Source organism: Curtobacterium sp. MCLR17_031 (assembly GCF_003234775.2).
GTDB lineage: Bacteria > Actinomycetota > Actinomycetes > Actinomycetales > Microbacteriaceae > Curtobacterium > Curtobacterium flaccumfaciens.
In genome coordinates, this window is sequence record NZ_CP126270.1 from 2,064,280 (window position 1) to 2,084,090 (window position 19,811).

Genomic DNA, 19,811 nt, shown 5'->3' on the forward strand with positions numbered 1-19,811 from the left:
CTCATGTCACCGGTGGCAATCACCCCGGAGCACAACCCGCTCCGGCTGCCGACGGATCGTCGACTGAACCGGATCGCGGGACCGAGCACGCTCATCATCTTCGGCGTGACGGGCGACCTGTCACGCAAGAAGCTGATGCCCGCGGTCTACGACCTGGCCAACCGGGGGCTCCTGCCCCCGGGGTTCGCGCTCGTCGGGTTCGCTCGTCGCGACTGGGAGGACCAAGACTTCTCCCAGCTCGTCCACGACGCCGTCAAGGAGCACTCCCGCACCCCGTTCGACGAGGACGTCTGGCGTCAGCTCGAACAGGGCATCCGCTTCGTCCAGGGCTCGTTCGACGACCCCGAGGCCTTCCGGGAGCTCAAGCGCACCGTCGACGACCTCGACGCCGAACGCGGGACGCTGGGCAACCACGCGTTCTACCTGTCGATCCCGCCGAAGATGTTCCCGGTCGTCACCGAGCAGCTGAAGCTGTCCGGGCTGACCGAGAAGCGCGAGGGCTCCTGGAGCCGCGTCGTCGTCGAGAAGCCGTTCGGCTCCGACCTCCGCACCGCGCGCGAGCTCAACGCGATCGTCGAGAGCGTCTTCGCGCCCGACGACGTGTTCCGCATCGACCACTACCTCGGCAAGGAGACCGTCCAGAACCTCCTGACGCTCCGGTTCGCGAACCAGATGTACGAACCCATCTGGAACTCGAACTACGTCGACCACGTGCAGATCACGATGGCCGAGGACATCGGCGTCGCCGGGCGTGCCGCGTACTACGACGGCATCGGTGCGGCGCGCGACGTCATCCAGAACCACCTGCTGCAGCTCCTCGCCCTCACCGCGATGGAGGAGCCCGTCTCGTTCAAGGCCGCCGACCTGCGCGCCGAGAAGGAGAAGGTGCTCTCCGCCGTCCGTCTGCCCGAGGACCTGTCGACCGCCACTGCCCGCGGGCAGTACGACGGCGGCTGGCAGGGCGGCGAGAAGGTGCTCGGCTTCCTCGAAGAGGCCGGGATGAACCCGGAGTCCGGTACCGAGACCTACGCGGCGATCAAGCTCGACATCGCGACGCGTCGCTGGCAGGGCGTCCCGTTCTACCTGCGCGCCGGCAAGCGTCTGGGCCGTCGTGTGACCGAGATCGCGATCGTGTTCAAGCGCGTCCCCGAGGACGTCTACGGCAACACGCAGTCCCCGCTCGGCCAGAACGCGCTCGTCATCCGTGTCCAGCCGGACGAGGGCGTCACGCTCCGCTTCGGTTCGAAGGTCCCCGGCGTCGGCACCCAGGTGCGCGACGTGACGATGGACTTCGGCTACGGCCACGCGTTCACCGAAGCATCCCCCGAGGCGTACGAGCGACTCATCCTCGACGTGCTCCTCGGTGACCCGCCGCTGTTCCCGCGGCACCAGGAGGTCGAGCTGTCCTGGAAGATCCTCGACCCCATCGAGGAGTTCTGGGCCACGCAGGGCCAGCCCGAGCAGTACCGTCCCGGAACGTGGGGGCCGGCATCCGCCGACGCCCTGCTCGCCCGCGACGGTCGGACCTGGAGGCGTCCGTGAAGATCGACATGCCCGACACCACGGTGTCGAAGATCCAGAAGAAGCTCGTCCGCATCCGCGAGGAGGGCGGCGCCGTCGCCCTCGGCCGTGTGCTGACCCTCATCATCTCGACGGCCCTCGGCCACGAGGAAGAGGCGATCGAGGCGGCCAACGAGGCGTCCCGCGAGCACCCGATGCGCGTCATCATCGTCTCGAAGAACAGCGGTGACACGAAGTCCCCCGGTCGCCTCGACGCGCAGATCCGCGTCGGCAGCGACGCGGGTGCGAGCGAGGTCATCGTCCTCCGGGCGTACGGCGAGACCGCGACCGACGAGGAGAGCCTGGTCACCGGCCTCCTGCTGCCGGACGCACCCGTCGTGGCCTGGTGGCCGCAGACGGCTCCCGAGCAGCCCGCGGCCTCGGCCCTCGGCCGCATCGCCCAGCGACGGATCACCGACGCGGCCGCGCAGAAGGACCCCAACGGCGCGATCGAGGCACTCGGTGCGTCCTACGTACCGGGTGACACCGACTTCGCGTGGACCCGTCTGACCCTGTGGCGGAACCAGCTCGCCGCGGCGCTCGACCAGCCGCCGTACGAGCCGATCACCGCCGTCGAGGTCTCCGGAGCGTCCGACAGCCCGTCGACGATCCTCCTCGCCGCCTGGCTGCAGCTGCAGCTCCAGGTTCCGGTGTCCGTCGTCACGTCGCCGCGCGCGACGGGGTCGAGCGGCATCCACGGCGTGAAGCTCGTCCGCGAGTCCGGCACCATCGAGCTCGAGCGTTCCCTGGTGGACGTCGCGACGCTCTCGATGCCCGGGCAGCCGACGCACGACCTGTCGCTGCCACGCCGCAACCTGCGCGACTGCCTGGCCGAGGAACTCCGTAGACTCGACCCGGACGTCCTCTTCGGAGACGTCGTCAAGCACGGGGTGCCCCAGCTGCGCGAGACCATCGCCCGCTGATCAACACCCCACACGGTCGGGCCGCCTGTCTGGTGCAGGCGACCCGACCGGACCGAAGGCGGTCGGACGACCGGTCGGCCGCCACGAACACGGGAGTCACGTGACCAACGAACGGCGGGTGCTCGTGCACCCGGACAAGCAGGCCCTCGGCGCTTCGGTCGCCGCACGCTTCATCACCAAGATCATCGACGTGCTCGACGAGCAGGAGCGTGCCGACATCGCGATCAGCGGTGGATCGGTCTCCTCCCTCGTCCTCGCTGCGATCGGCCAGTCGCCGGCGCGCGAGAGCGTCGACTGGTCGAAGGTGCACGTCTGGTGGGTCGACGAGCGCTGGGTCCCGTCGGACGACGCCGACCGCAACACGATCGGCACGCAGACCGACTTCTTCGACCACGTCGACATCCCCGCGTCGAACATCCACCCGATGCCGGCGTCAGACGGCGGGCTCGACATCGAGGCCGCGGCGACCCAGTACGAGCGCGAGCTGCAGGACGCCGCGCCCGAGGGTGCCGTCGCTCCGCGCTTCGACATCACGCTGCTCGGCGTCGGCCCCGACGGGCACACCGCCTCGCTCTTCCCGGAGTTCCCGCAGCTCACCGTCACCGACCGCGCCGTCGTGTCGGTCGACGACTCCCCCAAGCCGCCGCCGCAGCGTCTGACCGTCACCTTCCCGGTGATCAACGCCTCGCAGCGGGTCTGGGTGATCCTCTCCGGTGCCGAGAAGGCCTCGGTCCTCGGGCTGGCCCTCGCGGGTGCGTCGATCGAGGACGTCCCCGTCGGTGGCGTGCAGGGTCGCAAGCGCACCGTCTTCTTCGTGGACCAGGACGCCGCGCGCGACGTCCCCGAGAACCTGATCGCGTCGACGTACTAGACGCGCGTTCCTGACGGACGGGAAGCCCGATGCCAGCTGGCACCGGGCCTCCCGTCCGTTTGTGGTCGCGCCCACTGCACGCCGCGCCCGAGCGCCTGCGTCGAGTGGTCACGAACTGTCGGCCGCGGGCGCCGCAGGCGACGGTTGGTGCCACTTCCGCGCACCGCACGCAGCGTGTCCTGACCCCTCGGCGAACCGTCGCTCCGCGCGGCACCTCGGGCGCCGAGCGGTCGCGACTCCCCGCCTTCGCGACGCCGAGTGGTCACGAACTGTCGCCCGCGGGCGCCGCAGGCGACGGTTCGTGCCACCTCCGCGCACAACCCGCGGCGTGTCGTGACCTCTCGGCGAACCGGCACTCCGCGCGGCACCTCGGGCGCCGAACGGTCATGACTCCCCGCCGGCACGACGCCGAGTGGTCACGAACTGTCGGTTGCGGGCGCCGCAGGCGACGGTTCGTGCCACCACCACACACCGCACGCGGCGTGTCGTGACCTCTCGGCGAGCGAGCCACCCCTTCCCCGGGACACACGAAGGCCCCCACACCATCGGTGCAGGGGCCTACTTCAGCGTGTGTACGCTAGCTCTTCTTCGCCGCGGTGCCGCGACGCTCTCGGAGCTGCTGGAGCGCGTCCTCGAGGAGCTGCGCTGCCTCTTCCTCGGTGCGGCGTTCCTTCACGTACGCGAGGTGCGTCTTGTAGGGCTCCGTCTTGGAGACCACGGGAGGGTTCTCCTTGTCGCGCCCGGCCGGCAGACCGCTCGACGGCGAGTCCACCGTCTCGGGGATCTCCTCGTCGGGCAGGTTCGCGGCGAAGTACCGCACGACCTCGTTGCCGAGGGCGTCCCAGTACGAGATCGCCACGCGCTCTGCCTGGACCCCGCGGTCCTGTTCGCCCATCGGTCCCGCGCCGACGCGAGACCCTCGGATTGCACTGCCTCCGCTTGCCATGGATCAGACCCCCGCCGTGAACTTGTTGATGAGACCGAGCACGATGATGGAGACGATCCAGACCAGACCGAGGATCACCGTGATGCGGTTGAGGTTGCGCTCGGCCACGCCGGACGCACCGAGGTTGCTCGTGACCCCACCGCCGAACATGTCGGAGAGGCCACCACCGCGGCCCTTGTGCAGCAGGATGAGGAGCGTGAGCAGGAGGCTCGTGATTGCGAGCAGGACCTGCAGCACGACGGAGAGTATCGCCACGACGTACCTTTCGTGTCAGTCAGCCGTACTAGTGTACCGGCCGCGCGGAGCACGGCCGGTACCTGGACGGGAGTGGTGCGGACGACTGCCCGCGACGACGCCTGTGGACTACAGCCCGACGTGCTGACGGAACCGGGCGATGGCCGCGAACTCCTGCACGTCGAGCGAAGCGCCACCGACGAGCGCGCCGTCGATGTCGGGCTCACGGAGGAACCCCGCGATGTTGCCCGACTTGACCGAGCCGCCGTAGAGCACCCGGGTGTCGGCAGCAGCCTGGTTGCCCCAGGCTGCGGCGATGCCACGACGGATCGCCGCGCACTCGTCCTGCGCCTGCTCGGCCGTGGCCGCCTGGCCGGAGCCGATGGCCCAGACCGGCTCGTACGCCACGACGATGTCGGCCGGCTTGACCGCGTCGAGCACGACGCGGAGCTGCTCGACCGGCACGACACCGGCTCCGCGCTCCTCGCGCTGCTCGCCGGTCTCGCCGACGCAGACCACCGGAACGAGACCGTGCTTGACGGCCGCTGCGGTCTTCGCTGCGACGACCTCGTCGGTCTCACCGTGCAGCGTGCGCCGCTCGGAGTGGCCGACGATGACGTACTGGGCGTCGAGCGCTGCGAGGAACGCGCCGGAGACGTCGCCGGTGTAAGCACCGGAGTCGAACTGCGACAGGTCCTGCGCACCGAAGTGGATCGGCAGCTTGTCGGCCGAGATGAGCGTCTGCACGCTCCGCAGGTCCGTGAACGGCGGGAACACCGCGACCTCGACGTCGTCGAAGTCGTGCCGGGCATCCTTGAGCGTCCACGCGAGCTTCTGCACGGTGGCAATGGCCTGGAGGTGGTCCAGGTTCATCTTCCAGTTGCCCGCGATCAACGGAGTACGGGTCATGCGGTCCACCCCAGTGCTTCGAGACCGGGCAGCGACTTGCCCTCGAGGAACTCGAGGCTCGCACCGCCACCGGTCGAGATGTGGCCGAACTGGTCGTCCGAGAAGCCGAGCGACCGCACGGCGGCAGCGGAGTCGCCACCACCGACGACGCCGAGGCCGTCGACCTCGGTCAGCGCCTGCGCGACGGTCTTCGTGCCGGCGGCGAAGGCCGGGAACTCGAACACGCCCATCGGGCCGTTCCAGAACACGGTCTTCGAACCCGAGACGGCCGAGGCGAACCGCGCAGCGGTCTCCGGGCCGATGTCGAGGCCGATGCCGTCCGTGCCGAACGACGAGGACTCGATGGCGTCCGCCGCCACGGTTTCGTGGTCGGCGTCGGCCGCGAAGCCGGAGGCCACCACGACGTCGGTCGGCAGGTCGATGGTCACGCCGAGCTCCTTCGCCCGCGAGAGGTACTCGCGGACGACGTCGAGGTGGTCGGCCTCGAGCAGCGACTTCGCGACCCCGTGGCCCTGGGCCGCGAGGAACGTGAAGAGCATGCCGCCACCGATGCAGAGGGTGTCGACCTTCGGCAGGATGTGGTCGATGACACCGAGCTTGTCGCTGACCTTCGAACCGCCGAGCACCACCGTGTACGGCCGCTCCGGGTCCTTGGTCAGACGCTCGAGCACGCGCAGCTCGGTCTCGATCAGCGAACCGGCTGCACTGGGCAGTGCGGACGCGAGCTCGTAGACCGAAGCCTGCTTGCGGTGCACGACACCGAAGCCGTCGGAGACGAAGGCGTCACCGAGGGCGGCGATGCGGTCCGCGAAGGCACCGCGCTCGGCGGCGTCCTTCGAGGTCTCCTCCGGGTTGAAGCGGAGGTTCTCGAGCAGCAGGACGTCGCCGTCCTCGAGGGCCTCGGCCGCGGCGGTCGCTTCGTCGCCGACGGTCTCGCCGACGAACGTGACCTCTTTGCCGAGCAGCTCGGAGAGCCGCTGGGCCACCGGTGCGAGCGAGAACTCGGGCTTGGGCTCCCCGTCGGGGCGGCCCAGGTGCGAGATCACGATGACGCGCGCGCCGGCGTTGACGAGGGTGTTCAGCGTGGTCAGCGACGCGCGCACGCGGCCGTCGTCCGTGATCGTGCCGTCCTTGAGCGGGACGTTCAGGTCACAGCGGACGACGACGCGCTTGCCGGCGAGGTCGCCGAGGTCCTCGAGGGTGCGGAGGGCCATGTGTTACAGACGCTCGCCGACGTACTCGGTGAGGTCGACGAGGCGGTTCGAGTAGCCCCACTCGTTGTCGTACCACGAGGTGATCTTCACGAGGCCGCCGATGACCTTGGTCAGGCCGGAGTCGTAGATCGAGGAGTGCGGGTCCGTGGTGATGTCGGTCGACACCAGCGGGTCCTCGCTGTAGAGCAGGATGCCCTTGAGGGGGCCTTCCGCGGCCTCCTTGTAGGCGGCGTTGATCTCGTCGACGGTGACTTCGGACTTGGTCTCGAGGGTGAGGTCGGTGATCGAGCCGGTGGGGACCGGGACGCGCAGCGCGAAGCCGTCGAGCTTGCCGGCGAGCTCCGGCATGACCTGACCGATGGCCTTGGCGGCACCGGTCGAGGTCGGGACGATGTTCAGCGCGGCGGCGCGGGCACGACGGGGGTCCTTGTGCGGGCCGTCCTGCAGGTTCTGGTCGGCGGTGTAGGCGTGCACCGTCGTCATCAGGCCACGCTCGATGCCGAACTTGTCGTGGAACACCTTGGCGAGCGGCGCGAGGCTGTTCGTGGTGCAGGACGCGTTCGAGATGATGTGGTGGTTCGCCGCGTCGTACTGGTCCTCGTTCACGCCGAGCACGATGGTGACGTCGTCACCCGAGGCCGGGGCGGAGATGATGACCTTCTTGGCGCCGGCGTCGATGTGCTTCTGCGCATCGGCGGCCTTGGTGAAGAACCCGGTCGACTCGATCACGATGTCGACACCCAGCTCGCCCCAGGGGAGGTTGGCGGGGTCGCGCTCGGCGAGGACCTTGATGGCCTTGCCGTCGACGACGATGTTGTCGCCGTCGAGCTCGACGGAGACGCCGAGACGGCCCGTGATGGAGTCGAACTTCAGCAGGTTGGCGAGCGACGCGTTGTCGGTGAGGTCGTTCACCGCCACGATCTCGAGGTCGGAGCCCTTCGCGAGGGCGGCCCGGAAGAAGTTACGGCCGATGCGGCCGAAGCCGTTGATACCGATCTTGACGGTCAATGGATCTCCTGGTGAGTGTGGAGCGCCCAGGGGGCGCTGCTTTCGGGAGTCGCGCACCCTGGCGGGCCCGCGTGTGGTGGACGATACGCCCCGTAACGTCGCCGTAACGACCCTAGCAGTCGGACACTGCGTGCCCGAGCGGGATGACGGTCCGTCCGGACGGTCGCCGACCAGGCCGGGAACGGGTCCGGGAACGGGCCGGGAAACGGACGGGAGGCGCGGTGCCAGCTGGCACCGCGCCTCCCGTCCGTGGGGTCGACAGACCGCTCTCAGGCCCCTTCGAGCTCCTCGGGAACGCTCGCTTCGGTGCCCGGGATGCCGAGGTCGGAGGCCCGCTTGTCGGCCATCGCCAGCAGGCGACGGATGCGGCCGGCGATGGCGTCCTTGGTCATGGGCGGGTCCGCGTGCTGGCCGAGCTCGTCGAGCGACGCGTCGCGGTGCTGCAGGCGCAGCGTGCCGGCGTACTGCAGGTGGTCGGGGACCTCGTCGCCGAGGATCTCGAGCGCACGCTCGACCCGCGCGCAGGCGGCCACGGCGGCCTGCGCGGAACGGCGGAGGTTCGCGTCGTCGAAGTTGACCAGGCGGTTCGCGGTCGCACGGACCTCGCGACGCTGGCGCATCTCCTCCCAGTCGGCGGTGGTGCGCGCTGCACCCATGACGGTCAGCATCTGACCGATGGCCTCGCCGTCGCGGATGACGACGCGGTGCACCCCGCGGACCTCGCGGCCCTTCGCGGCGACCCCGAGACGCGACGCGGCCCCGACGAGGGCCATCGCGGCCTCGTTGCCGGGGCAGGTGACCTCGAGCGCTGCGGCCCGACCCGGGTCAGTCAGGGTGCCGGAGGCGAGGAAGGCGCCGCGCCAGATGGCGGCGAGGTCCTCACGGTTGCCCGTCGTGAGGCGGTTCGGCAGGCCACGGACCGGGCGACGACGGGCGTCCATCAGGCCGGTCTGGCGGGCGAGGGTCTCCCCCGCCTCGAGCACGCGGACCAGGTAGCGGGTCCCGCGGCGGGCTGACGCGGACGAGCCCACCGACGCCTCGCTGCGCACGCCGTAGAGCTCGGCGAGGTCCTTGCGGACCCGGTGCACGATGATCCGGGTGTCGAGCTCGACCTCGACCGCGATGCGGCCCGAGATGACGTGCAGACCACCAGCGAACCGGAGGATCGTGGCCAGTTCGGCGGCGCGGACCGTGTTGCGGTTCACGGCGACCCTGGCCAGTTCGTCCTTGACCTCGGCAGTCAACGGCACAGCATCATTCCTAACGTTCGTTCAGTGGTTCCCGCAGATCCGGCGGCACGGGCGTGGGAGCGGCCGGAGGGACGGTCACTCCCGGCCGAGATCTCGGTTCTTCACACGCACGGCGACGCCAGGCATCCCGCGGAGGAGGTTCGCCAACTCGGCGACGATGGCGACCGAGCGGTGCTTCCCGCCGGTACAGCCGATGGCGATCGTAGCGTGTCTTTTGTTCTCGCGCTGGTACCCCTCGAACACCGGCTCGAGGACGGAGGCGTAGCGGTCGACGAACGGACGGGCTCCGGCCTGGGCCAGCACGTAGTCCGAGACCGGCTGGTCCAGCCCGGTGTGGGGCCGCAGTTCCGGCACCCAGTAGGGGTTCGGGAGGAACCGCACGTCGGCCACCATGTCGGCATCGGCGGGCAGTCCGTACTTGAAGCCGAAGCTCATCAGCGTGACCTGTACGCCCACGAAGTGCTCGTCGGCGAAGTGCTCGATCACGGTGTTCGCGAGCTGGTGGATGTTGAGGTCGGAGGTGTCGATCACCACGTCGGACGCCTCGCGGAGGCCGGCGAGACGCGCCCGTTCGCGGGCGATGCCGTCGAGCAGCGTGTCCTCACCCTGGAGCGGGTGGGGTCGACGGACCTGCTCGAAGCGCCGGACCAGCACGGCGTCGGTGGCTTCGAGGAACAGCACCCGGACCCGAGCGGAGGTGCTCGAGCGGACCTGCTCGACCGCGTGCTCGGGGTCGGTGAAGAACCGCCCGCCGCGGACGTCGACCACCGTGGCGATCTTCGGGATCTTCTCCCCCGCGCGGTCGGCCAGTTCGGTCAGCGGGGCCAGCATCTGCGTGGGCAGGTTGTCGACGACGTACCAGCCCAGGTCTTCGAGGGCCTTGCCGACGGTGGACCGCCCGGCCCCGGACATGCCGGTGACGATGAGGATGTCGTGCTGCGACGCGTGGGTGGTCGCGGTGGCGCTGTCGGTCATCTGGGAGTGGGCTCCGTCGTGGCGGCCCGGGCGCGTCGCCCGGGGAGGTCTCGGCTGCCGGACCAGGCTACCGCCCGGTGACGGACGGGAGGCGCGGGGTTCGTCACGACGGTCGCTGCGGACCGTCGTCGGTCACCTCGGGCACCCGCACCGGGCCTCCGGGGCCCGCGGCGGTCTGCTGGGTGGCGGTCTGCTGGGTGGCTGCGTTCTCGGTCCCGGTGTCCGCGATCGCGTCGGCGTCTGGTTCGGGGGCGCTGGACGCGCTCGTCGCCGGCGCGCTCGTCGGCGTCTGCGCCAGCTTCGACACGACCGCGGCAGCGGTCGCCGGGCCGATGCCGTTCACTTCGCCGATGTCCTCGGCCGTCGCTTCGCGCAGCCGGGCGACCGAGCCGAAGTGCTTCAGCAGGGCGTTGACACGACTCGGGCCGAGACCCGGGATCTCGGAAAGCCGCGACCGGACGTCGCGCTTCCTTTTGCTGCGCTGGTGGGTGATCGCGAACCGGTGCGCCTCGTCGCGGATGCGCTGGATGAGGAAGAGCGCCTCGGAGTTGCGGGGCAGGATGACCGGGAAGTCGTCGTCGGGGAGCCAGAGCTCCTCGAGCCGCTTGGCGATGCCGACCAGGGCGATGTCGTGCACGCCGGCTTCGTCCATCGCGCGCTTCGCGGCCTGCACCTGGGGCTGCCCGCCGTCGACGATGAGCAGCTGCGGGCGGTACGCGAACCGCTTCGTCGGCTTCGACCCCTCGACGACCTCGTCGGTCGTGACGTCGGGGACGTCCGGCAGCTCGGCGTCCTCGTCCAGCCGTGCCAGGCGCCGCGAGAGCACCTGGTACATGCTGTCGGTGTCGTCGGTGGTCTCGGCGATCGAGTACCGGCGGTACTGGTCCTTGCGCGGCAGGCCGTCCTCGAACACCACCATCGACGCGACGACGTTCGTGCCCTGCAGGTGCGAGATGTCGTAGCACTCCATGCGGAGCGGCGCCTCGGTCATGCCGAGGGCGTCCTGGATGTCGGCCAGTGCCGCGGCCCGGGTGGTGTAGTCGGCCGACCGCTTGGTCTTGTAGAGCATGAGCGCCTGCCCGGCGTTCTGCGCGGCCGTCCGCGCGAGACCGGCACGATCGCCGCGCTGTGCCGTACTGAGCTTCGTGCCGCGCCCGTTCCGGCGCTTGCTGAGCCACTCCTGGAGCGCGTCGGCGTCCTCCGGCAGCTCGGGGACGACGACCTCGCGCGGGGGCTCGTCGGTGACGTAGACGCCCTGCACGATCTGCTCGACGAGGTCGCCCGTGGCGATGTCGAGCTCCTTGTCGACCACCCAGCCGCGGACACCGCGGATGCGGCCGCCACGGACCGAGAACAGCTGCACGGCAGCGGCGAGCTCGTCCTCCGCGATGCCGAACAGGTCGAGGTCGACCGAGTCGCGGAGCACCACGGCGGACTTCTCGAGCACGGCCTCGAGCGCTTCGACCTGGTCGCGGTACTTCGCGGCCTGCTCGTACTGCATCGCGTCGGCCGAGGCCCCCATGCGCTGCCGGAGTTCGGTGATGACCCGACGGTCGTAGGAGTTCATGAAGCGCACGAACTCCTCGACGAGCGCGCGGTGCTCCTCGATCGTGACCTTCTGCGAGCACGGGCCACCGCACTTGCCGATCTGCCCCGGGAAGCACGGACGGCCCGTCTGCATCGCCTTCTTGTACGACGAGTCCGAACAGGTGCGGATCGGGAACACCTTGATCATCAGGTCGATGGTGTCGTGCACCGCCCAGATCTTCGGGTACGGACCGAAGTACTTCGCGCCCTTGATCTTGCGGTTGCGCGTCACCATCACCCGCGGCGCTTCGTCGCCCAGGGTGACCGCCATGTACGGGTACGACTTGTCGTCGCGGAACTTGACGTTGAACGGCGGGTCGAACTCCTTGATCCAGGTGTACTCCAGCTGGAGCGCCTCGATCTCGGAGCCGACCGTCGTCCACTCGACACTGCGTGCCGTCAGGACCATGCGCCGCGTGCGCTCGTGCAGCGTCGGCAGCGGCGCGAAGTAGTTGCTCAGCCGGGCGCGGAGGTTCTTCGCCTTGCCGACGTAGAGCACCCGACCGGCTTCGTCACGCCAGCGGTAGACGCCCGGGTCGGTCGGGATCTCCCCCGCTTTCGGACGCCAGGGGACGGTGTCCGCCACCTACCGAGCACCCGCCTTCTGCTTGCTCGCCTGCTTGGTCGTGCCCTGCTTCTCGTCGCCCTGCTGCTTGCCGCCCTGCTGCTTCTGGGTGGCCTGGCGTGCGCCGACCGCTTGCTGCTTGCCGACCCGGGCGTCCTGGGCGTCGAAGATCTCGCGCAGGAAGACACCGGTGTGGCTCTCCGGCACGGTCGCCACGTGCTCCGGGGTACCCGTCGCCAGGACCGTGCCGCCACCGGAACCGCCCTCGGGACCCATGTCGATCAGCCAGTCGGCGGACTTGATGACGTCGAGGTTGTGCTCGATCGTGATGACGGTGTTGCCCTTGTCGACCAGGCTCTGCAGCACGAGGAGCAGCTTGCGGACGTCCTCGAAGTGCAGACCGGTCGTCGGCTCGTCGAGCACGTAGACCGTGCGGCCGTTCGAGCGACGCTGCAGCTCGGTGGCGAGCTTGACGCGCTGCGCCTCGCCGCCGGAGAGCGTGGTCGCGCTCTGGCCGAGACGCACGTAGCCGAGTCCCACGTCGACCAGGGTCGCCATGTAGCGGTGGATCGCCGAGATCGGCTCGAAGAACTCGGCCGCCTCGCTGATCGGCATGTCGAGGACCTCGGAGATGTTCTTGCCCTTGTAGTGCACCTGGAGCGTCTCGCGGTTGTACCGCGCACCGCCGCAGACCTCGCACGCGACGTAGACGTCGGGCAGGAAGTTCATCTCGATCTTGATCGTGCCGTCGCCCGCGCAGTTCTCGCAGCGGCCGCCCTTGACGTTGAAGCTGAAGCGGCCCGGCTGGTAGCCGCGGGTCTTCGCCTCTTGCGTCTCGGCGAACAGCTGGCGGATGCGGTCGAACACGCCCGTGTAGGTCGCCGGGTTCGAGCGCGGGGTGCGACCGATCGGTGCCTGGTCGACGTGCACGACCTTGTCGAGCTGGTCGAGGCCCTTCACCCGGGTGTGCTTGCCCGCGATGTGCCGTGCGCCGTTGAGCTGGTTGGCGAGCACCTTGTACAGGATGTCGTTCACCAGCGTCGACTTGCCGGACCCGCTGACGCCCGTCACCGCGGTGAACACACCGAGGGGGAAGTCCGCGTCGATCGACTTGAGGTTGTTCGCGCGGGCACCCTGCACGGTGATGGCGCGCTTGAGGTTGACCTTGCGACGCTCGGCCGGCACCTCGATCGCGCGTCGGCCGGCGAGGTAGTCACCGGTGATCGACTCGCGGTTCTCGATGATGCCCTCGTACGAACCGGAGTGCACGACGTTGCCGCCGTTCACACCGGCACCGGGGCCGATGTCGACGACCCAGTCGGCCGTGCGGATCGTGTCCTCGTCGTGCTCGACGACGATGAGCGTGTTGCCGAGGTCCTTGAGCTTGACCAGGGTGTCGATGAGTCGACGGTTGTCGCGCTGGTGCAGGCCGATGCTCGGCTCGTCGAGCACGTAGAGCACGCCCGTCAGCCCGGAGCCGATCTGCGTCGCCAGGCGGATGCGCTGCGCCTCGCCGCCGGAGAGGCCGCCGGCACCACGTGCCAGCGTGAGGTAGTTCAGGCCGACCTCGAGCAGGAACTCGAGGCGTGCGCGGATCTCGCGGAGGACCGCAGCGGCGATGTGCGCTTCGCGGTCGGTCAGCGTCAGCTCGTCCATGAACGAGTACGCGTTGTCGAGCGACATGTCGGTGACGTCCGCGATGCTGCGGTCGTTGACCGTCACCGCGAGCACCTCGGGCTTGAGGCGGGTTCCCTCGCACACCGGGCAGGGGACCTCGCGCAGGTACCCCTGGAAGCGCTGCCGCTGCGAGTCCGACTCGGCCTCGGCGAACTTGCGCTCGATGTAGGGCATGACGCCCTCGAACCCGCTCGTGTACCGCATCTCGCGGCCGAAGCGGTTGCGCCAGGAGACCGACACCTGGAAGTCCTTGCCGGTCAGGATCGACGCCTGCACCGCGGGGTCGAGCTGGTTCCACGGGGTGTCGAGCGAGAAGCCGAGCTCCTTGCCGAGACCGCCGAGCAGCTTCTCGAAGTAGGAGTACAGCCCACTCGTCCCGGTCCAGGGCAGCAGGACGCCGTCCCGCAACGAGGCCTCGGGGTCGCCGAGCACCAGGTCGGGGTCGACCGACATGCGGGTGCCGAGGCCGGAGCACTCGGGGCAGGCACCGAACGGCGCGTTGAACGAGAACGTCCGCGGCTCGATCTCGGTGAGTGCGAGCGGGTGGTTGTTCGGGCACGAGAGGTTCTCGGAGTAGTTCCGGACCGCTCCGGGCCCCTCGTGGTCCACCAGGTCGATGCCGACGGTGCCGTCGGTCAGGCGCAGGGCGGTCTCGAGCGAGTCGGTGAGACGACCGAGGATGTCGTCGCTCGCCACCAGGCGGTCGACGATGACCGAGATGTCGTGCTTGACCTGCTTCTTGAGCTTGGGCGGGTCGCTGAGCTGGATGCGCTCCCCGTCCACGATCGCGCGGGCGTAGCCGGACGCCGCGAGCTCCTGGAAGAGGTCGACGAACTCGCCCTTCTTCTTCGAGATCACGGGTGCGAGGACCTGGAAGCGGGTGCCGGTCTCGAACTGCATGAGCTGGTCGGCGATCTGCTGCACGGTCTGCTTGCTGATCACCTCGCCACACGTCGGGCAGTGCGGGACCCCGATGCGCGCCCAGAGCAGACGCATGTAGTCGTAGACCTCGGTGATCGTGCCGACCGTCGACCGCGGGTTGCGGTTGGTCGACTTCTGGTCGATCGACACCGCCGGCGAGAGCCCCTCGATGAAGTCGACGTCGGGGCGGTCGACCTGGCCGAGGAACTGGCGTGCGTAGGCGGACAGCGACTCGACGTACCGGCGCTGCCCCTCGGCGAAGATCGTGTCGAACGCCAGCGAGGACTTGCCCGAGCCGGACAGGCCGGTGAACACGACGAGCGAGTCGCGCGGGATCTCGAGGTCGACGTCACGGAGGTTGTGCACGCGCGCGCCGCGCACGCTGAGCGTGGAGGTGCTGTGCGGAGCGGTCCCGCCGGGGAGGTGGAGGTCAGCGGGCTCGCCGAAGGCGTTCCGGCCCGACGTCGAGGTACCGGGGTCAGAGGTGATGGTCATCGTCGTCGATTCTACGAAGCGGCACCGACATTCGGCCGGGATGGAGGGTCAGACGAGTGCGTCGAGAGCGAACGCGACGCCGGATGCACGCTCACTCGCGGCCCAGAGCTGTGCTGCGACCGTGCGGTCGTGCGCCCGAGGTTCGGCCGCGACCACCGTGGCCGGGCCCCGGAGCTGCATCCAGCCCGCCGGGCCCCAGTACTCCCCCGACTGCACGTCAGCACCGACGGCGGCGTGCACGAGCGGCTGGGCGCCGACGTCCTTGCCCTGGGCGACGATGCGCTGCGCCGGGCGGATCCACTCGGGTTCGGGTCGTGCCGGGCTGATGTCCGGGCGTGCCGGTGACAGGCGGTCGAGCGACAGGCCGGGGTGCGCGACGACGCTCGACACGGACGATCCCGAGTCGGCCAGTCGCTCGGCGAGCTCGAAGCCGAACAGCATCACGGCGAGCTTGCTCCTGGCGTACTGACGGTGGCTCGAGTACCGACCGACGCCGAGCGGATCGGTCGCGTCGAGCTGGGCGAATCGATGGGCGATCGACCCGAGGTGCACGACCCGGCCGCCTCGTCGTTCGAGCAGGGGCAGGACCCGGGCGGTCCACGCGAAGTGCCCGAGGTGGTTCGTACCGATCTGCAGTTCGGTGCCCTGTGCCGTGCTCCCCCGCGTCGACGCCCCGACGACCCCGGCGTTGTTCACGACCGCGTCGACGCCGTCCGGTTCCAGCCCGGCGAGTTCGTCGGCAGCGGCACTGACCGAGTCGAGGTCGGCGAGGTCGAGGTGGACGTGGGCGAGCGAGGCGCCGTCGACGTGCCGACGGATGCTGCGCTCGGCGGCGTCCGCCCGGCCGCGGTCGCGCGTCGCCAGCACCACACGGTGCCCCGCCGCGGCAAGCTGCTCGGCGGCGTGGTACCCGAGCCCGGCGCTCGCACCGGTGACGACGACCGTGCGGGCGCCGTCAGCTGACATGTCCGGCCGACTCCATCTGGCGCAGGGCCTTCTTCAGGTCCTGCACCTCGTCGCGCAGTCGCGCCGCGAGCTCGAACTTCAGCTCCGCCGCAGCCTGCAGCATCTGGTCGTTCAGGTCGGCGATGGTGGCACCGAGCTGCGTCGCACCCTCGCCCGCGATGCCGCCGCGCTTGAGGTTCGGCGTCGGCGACCGACGGCCGTCGGTGCCGGGGCGACCCTGCAGGAGCGCCTTCGTGTCGTCGTTCTCGCGCTGCAGGACCTCGGTGATGTCCGCGATCTTCTTGCGCAGCGGCTGGGGGTCGATGCCGCGCTCCAGGTTGTAGGCGACCTGCTTCTCACGACGGCGATCGGTCTCCTCGATCGCGATCTTCATCGAGTCGGTCATCTTGTCGGCGTACATGAGCACCTGACCCGACACGTTGCGGGCAGCGCGACCGATCGTCTGGATGAGCGACGTCGACGAGCGGAGGAAGCCTTCCTTGTCGGCGTCGAGGATCGCGACGAGCGACACCTCGGGCAGGTCGAGGCCCTCGCGCAGCAGGTTGATACCGACGAGCACGTCGTAGACGCCCTGCCGCAGCTCGGTCAGCAGCTCGACGCGCTTCAGGGTGTCGACGTCGGAGTGCAGGTACCGGACGCGCACACCGGCGTTGCCGAGGAAGTCGGTGAGTTCCTCTGCCATGCGCTTGGTCAGCGTGGTGACGAGGACGCGTTCGTCCTTCTCCACCCGCTGCTTGATCTCCTCGAGCAGGTCGTCGATCTGGCCGTCGCTCGGCTTGACCACGATCTCGGGGTCGATCAGGCCGGTCGGGCGGATGATCTGCTCGACCACGCTGTCGGTGACCCCGAGCTCGTAGCGCCCGGGGGTGGCCGACAGGTAGACCTTCTGCCCGACGCGCTCGAGGAACTCCTCCCACTTCAGCGGGCGGTTGTCCATCGCGCTCGGCAGGCGGAACCCGTGCTCGACGAGGGTGCGCTTGCGCGAGGCGTCACCCTCGTACATCGCGCCGATCTGCGGCACGGTGACGTGCGACTCGTCGATGACGATGAGGAAGTCGTCGGGGAAGTAGTCGATGAGGCAGTGCGGTGCTTCGCCCGGACCACGGCCGTCCATGTGCCGCGAGTAGTTCTCGATGCCCGAGCAGAACCCGATCTGCTCCATCATCTCGATGTCGAACGTGGTGCGCATCCGGAGGCGCTGGGCCTCGAGCAGCTTGCCCTGGCCCTCGAGCTCGGCGAGCCGTTCCGCGAGTTCTTCCTTGATGGAGGCGATCGCGCGGTGCATCACGTCGGTGTCCGCGACGTAGTGCGAGGCCGGGAAGATCGACACGGCGGGCAGGTCGTCGATGACGTTGCCGGTGAGCGGGTGCAGCGAGGAGAGCGCTTCGATCTCGTCACCGAACATCTCGATGCGGATCGCGCGCTCTTCGTACATCGGGATGATCTCGATGGTGTCGCCGCGCACCCGGAACGTGCCCCGGGCGAAGTCGACGTCGTTGCGCTGGTACTGCATGGCGACGAACTTGCGGACGAGCTGGTCGCGGGAGATCGTCTGGCCCACGTGGAGCGCGACCGATGCGTTCATGTACTGCTCGGGGGTGCCGAGACCGTAGATGCAGGAGACGGTGGACACCACCACGGTGTCACGACGGCTGAGCAGTGAGTTCGTCGTGGAGTGCCGGAGTCGTTCGACCTCGGCGTTGACCGAGGAGTCCTTCTCGATGAAGGTGTCCGTCTGCGGGACGTAGGCCTCTGGCTGGTAGTAGTCGTAGTAGGAGACGAAGTACTCGACCGCGTTGTTCGGCATCAGGCTGCGGAACTCGTTGGCGAGCTGGGCCGCGAGGGTCTTGTTGTGCGCGAGCACGAGTGTCGGCCGCTGCACCTGCTCGATGAGCCAGGCGGTCGTCGCCGACTTGCCGGTACCGGTCGCACCCAGCAGCACGACGTCGGTCTCACCGGCGTTGATCCGCCCGGCGAGTTCCGCGATGGCCGCGGGCTGGTCGCCACTCGGCGAGTACTCGCTGATGACCTCGAACGGACGCACCGCTCGGGTCGGTTCGATCGCAACACCCATGAGGACAACGGTAGTCGGCACCCCTGACACCGAGGGCCCCTGCTCGCCCTCGGCGTACTGTCCGCTGCAAGCAGGCTCCAAGTCGACTGATGGTCAACGGGCATACCGTCCGATCCGTTCAGTCACCCGACTCCTTCCCACTCCCCCGAAGAGGCCTCATGACCACGGCGAACCCGGCCGCACCGATCAAGGGCACCCCGTTCCGCGGACGCATCCGCGGACGCGTGCTCGTCCTGCTCTGCTGCATGTACGCGATCTCGTACATCGACCGGACGAACATCTCGACGGCGCTGCCGCACATCACCGAGGAGTTCGGGTTCAACGAGGCGACCGCCGGCCTCATCGTCTCCGCGTTCTCGTTGCCGTACGCCCTGCTGCAGGTGTTCGGCGGCACGATCAGCGAGAAGTTCGGCCCGCGCCGGGCGCTCTTCGTCATCACGGTGATCTGGGGCGTCGCGACGCTCTGGACCGGGTTCGCGGTCGGCTTCTGGACCCTCTTCGCCGCACGGGCCCTGCTCGGGCTGAGCGAGGCCGCCGCGTTCCCGACCGCCACGCAGGCGATGAGCCGCTGGATCCCCCGCGACCGGAACGGCTTCGCCCAGGGCGTGGTGCACTCCGCGGCACGGCTCGGGAACGCCCTGGCCCCGCTCATCGTCGCGTGGGTGATCGGCGCGACGGGCAGCTGGCGCTGGGCGTTCTTCGCCACCGCGGTGCTGTCCCTGGCGTGGGCCGTCGTCTGGTTCGTCTGGTTCCGGGACAAGCCGGAGTCCGCGAAGGGCATCACGCAGGTCGAGCTCGCCGAGCTCCCGCCGGTCGAGACCCGCGCGACCCGTCCCCCGGTGCCGTGGCGGCAGATGACGAAGCAGATCCTGCCGGTCACCTTCGTCGACTTCGGGTACGGCTGGACCCTCTGGGTGTTCCTCACGTGGCTCCCGACGTTCCTCAGCTCGACCTACGGCCTGGAGATCGGCGACTTCGCCCTGTTCACCACCCTCATCCTGCTGGCCGGTGTCGTCGGGGACACCGTCGGCGGGATGCTCAGCGACCGCATCATCCACCGCGGCGGGAACACCCGGAACGCCCGCCGGACCATCCTGGTGATCGGGCTCGGCGGCTCGCTCCTCTGCCTCATCCCGCTCGTGGTCGGGCAGGGGCTGCTCGTCGCGACGATCTCGCTGGCCCTGTCGTTCTTCTTCCTCGAGCTCTGCAACGCCAACCTCTGGGCGATCCCGATGGACGTGGCGCCGCAGTGGTCCGGCACGGCCTCGGGCTTCATGAACACCGGGTTCGGCATCGCCGGTGTCGTCTCGCCCATCGTGTTCGGTCTGCTCATCGACGCCTCCGGCTGGCAGGTGCCCTTCGCGCTCTCCTGCGTCCTGCTCGGAGCCGCGGCCGTCGTCGCGTGGTTCATGAAGCCCCAGCGGCTGACGTCCACCGACGGCGTGCTCGAGATCGGTACCCCGAAGGCCGAGCAGCGCTCGGCCTGACGGCCGGCAGCCGATGCGCGGGACGTGCGCCGGCCCTGGTGGTCCGCACGCGGCGGCCGGGAGGCACGGGTCGGGCCCGCCATGTGCCTCCCGGCCGTCGCGCCACGTGTCCACTGCCCCGAACGGCTGGTGCGAGGTTCCGGACCCCG

General features: G+C 69.4%; 15 protein-coding genes. 4 read left to right on the forward strand and 11 right to left on the reverse strand.

Features of this window, described 5'->3' with window-relative positions:
- Positions 1–3: 3 nt before the first annotated feature.
- The 3 genes from zwf to pgl all read left to right on the forward strand — a co-directional run bounded on the left by zwf (position 4) and on the right by pgl (position 3,354).
- Positions 4–1,542 (forward strand): glucose-6-phosphate dehydrogenase, encoded by a 1,539-nt coding sequence (zwf, locus tag DEI96_RS09870; RefSeq protein ID WP_027465683.1) that lies wholly within the window; start codon positions 4–6, stop codon positions 1,540–1,542.
- Positions 1,539–2,483 (forward strand): glucose-6-phosphate dehydrogenase assembly protein OpcA, encoded by a 945-nt coding sequence (locus DEI96_RS09875; protein ID WP_027465684.1) that lies wholly within the window; start codon positions 1,539–1,541, stop codon positions 2,481–2,483. Before zwf ends, DEI96_RS09875 begins: the two co-directional genes overlap by 4 nt.
- A gap of 100 nt (positions 2,484–2,583) precedes the next feature.
- Entirely contained in the window at positions 2,584–3,354 is a 771-nt protein-coding gene (gene pgl, locus DEI96_RS09880; protein WP_110864544.1) for a 6-phosphogluconolactonase, read from the forward strand.
- A gap of 577 nt (positions 3,355–3,931) precedes the next feature.
- Here pgl and DEI96_RS09885 read toward each other — a convergent pair.
- The 11 genes from DEI96_RS09885 to uvrB form a co-directional block, all read right to left on the reverse strand.
- Positions 3,932–4,300 (reverse strand): RNA polymerase-binding protein RbpA, encoded by a 369-nt coding sequence (locus tag DEI96_RS09885; RefSeq protein ID WP_110862753.1) that lies wholly within the window; start codon positions 4,298–4,300, stop codon positions 3,932–3,934.
- 3 nt (positions 4,301–4,303) lie between these two features.
- The gene (gene secG / locus DEI96_RS09890; RefSeq protein ID WP_017887256.1) at positions 4,304–4,555 is read right to left on the reverse strand and encodes a preprotein translocase subunit SecG; all 252 of its coding nucleotides are present in this window, start codon (positions 4,553–4,555) and stop codon (positions 4,304–4,306) included.
- Positions 4,556–4,663: 108 nt separating this feature from the next.
- Complete coding sequence (gene tpiA / locus DEI96_RS09895; RefSeq protein WP_111023090.1) at positions 4,664–5,443, reverse strand: triose-phosphate isomerase; 780 nt, start codon at positions 5,441–5,443, stop codon at positions 4,664–4,666.
- Positions 5,440–6,657 (reverse strand): phosphoglycerate kinase, encoded by a 1,218-nt coding sequence (locus tag DEI96_RS09900; RefSeq protein ID WP_111023037.1) that lies wholly within the window; start codon positions 6,655–6,657, stop codon positions 5,440–5,442. The genes tpiA and DEI96_RS09900 overlap by 4 nt, the downstream gene beginning before the upstream one ends.
- Positions 6,658–6,660: 3 nt before the next feature.
- Positions 6,661–7,665 (reverse strand): type I glyceraldehyde-3-phosphate dehydrogenase, encoded by a 1,005-nt coding sequence (gap, locus tag DEI96_RS09905; protein WP_017887253.1) that lies wholly within the window; start codon positions 7,663–7,665, stop codon positions 6,661–6,663.
- A gap of 269 nt (positions 7,666–7,934) precedes the next feature.
- Complete coding sequence (gene whiA / locus DEI96_RS09910) at positions 7,935–8,915, reverse strand: DNA-binding protein WhiA (RefSeq protein WP_027465690.1); 981 nt, start codon at positions 8,913–8,915, stop codon at positions 7,935–7,937.
- Positions 8,916–8,990: 75 nt separating this feature from the next.
- Positions 8,991–9,890: an RNase adapter RapZ gene (gene rapZ, locus DEI96_RS09915; RefSeq protein ID WP_027465691.1), complete on the reverse strand. Its 900-nt coding sequence runs from the start codon at positions 9,888–9,890 to the stop codon at positions 8,991–8,993.
- A 103-nt stretch (positions 9,891–9,993) separates the two neighbouring features.
- Complete coding sequence (gene uvrC / locus DEI96_RS09920) at positions 9,994–12,063, reverse strand: excinuclease ABC subunit UvrC (RefSeq protein WP_111023038.1); 2,070 nt, start codon at positions 12,061–12,063, stop codon at positions 9,994–9,996.
- The gene (uvrA, locus tag DEI96_RS09925; RefSeq protein WP_111023039.1) at positions 12,064–15,135 is read right to left on the reverse strand and encodes an excinuclease ABC subunit UvrA; all 3,072 of its coding nucleotides are present in this window, start codon (positions 15,133–15,135) and stop codon (positions 12,064–12,066) included.
- A 48-nt stretch (positions 15,136–15,183) separates the two neighbouring features.
- On the reverse strand, positions 15,184–16,101 hold the full coding sequence (locus DEI96_RS09930; RefSeq protein ID WP_111023040.1) for an SDR family NAD(P)-dependent oxidoreductase: 918 nt from the start codon (positions 16,099–16,101) through the stop codon (positions 15,184–15,186).
- Complete coding sequence (uvrB, locus tag DEI96_RS09935; protein ID WP_111023091.1) at positions 16,091–18,163, reverse strand: excinuclease ABC subunit UvrB; 2,073 nt, start codon at positions 18,161–18,163, stop codon at positions 16,091–16,093. Before uvrB ends, DEI96_RS09930 begins: the two co-directional genes overlap by 11 nt.
- Positions 18,164–18,333: 170 nt before the next feature.
- On the opposite strand from uvrB, the gene DEI96_RS09940 reads away from it, so the two are divergent.
- A complete protein-coding gene (locus tag DEI96_RS09940; RefSeq protein ID WP_111023041.1) occupies positions 18,334–19,662 on the forward strand; it encodes an MFS transporter in 1,329 nt (442 codons plus the stop codon).
- Positions 19,663–19,811 lie beyond the last annotated feature (149 nt).

Coding starts and splice junctions, on each gene's coding strand:
- uvrA (WP_111023039.1), bottom strand. CDS start 15,135: ATGACCATCACCTCTGACCCCGGTACCTCGACGTCGGGCCGGAACGCC.
- DEI96_RS09900 (WP_111023037.1), bottom strand. CDS start 6,657: ATGGCCCTCCGCACCCTCGAGGACCTCGGCGACCTCGCCGGCAAGCGC.
- tpiA (WP_111023090.1), bottom strand. CDS start 5,443: ATGACCCGTACTCCGTTGATCGCGGGCAACTGGAAGATGAACCTGGAC.
- DEI96_RS09885 (WP_110862753.1), bottom strand. CDS start 4,300: ATGGCAAGCGGAGGCAGTGCAATCCGAGGGTCTCGCGTCGGCGCGGGA.
- DEI96_RS09930 (WP_111023040.1), bottom strand. CDS start 16,101: ATGTCAGCTGACGGCGCCCGCACGGTCGTCGTCACCGGTGCGAGCGCC.
- rapZ (WP_027465691.1), bottom strand. CDS start 9,890: ATGACCGACAGCGCCACCGCGACCACCCACGCGTCGCAGCACGACATC.
- DEI96_RS09940 (WP_111023041.1), top strand. CDS start 18,334: ATGACCACGGCGAACCCGGCCGCACCGATCAAGGGCACCCCGTTCCGC.
- zwf (WP_027465683.1), top strand. CDS start 4: ATGTCACCGGTGGCAATCACCCCGGAGCACAACCCGCTCCGGCTGCCG.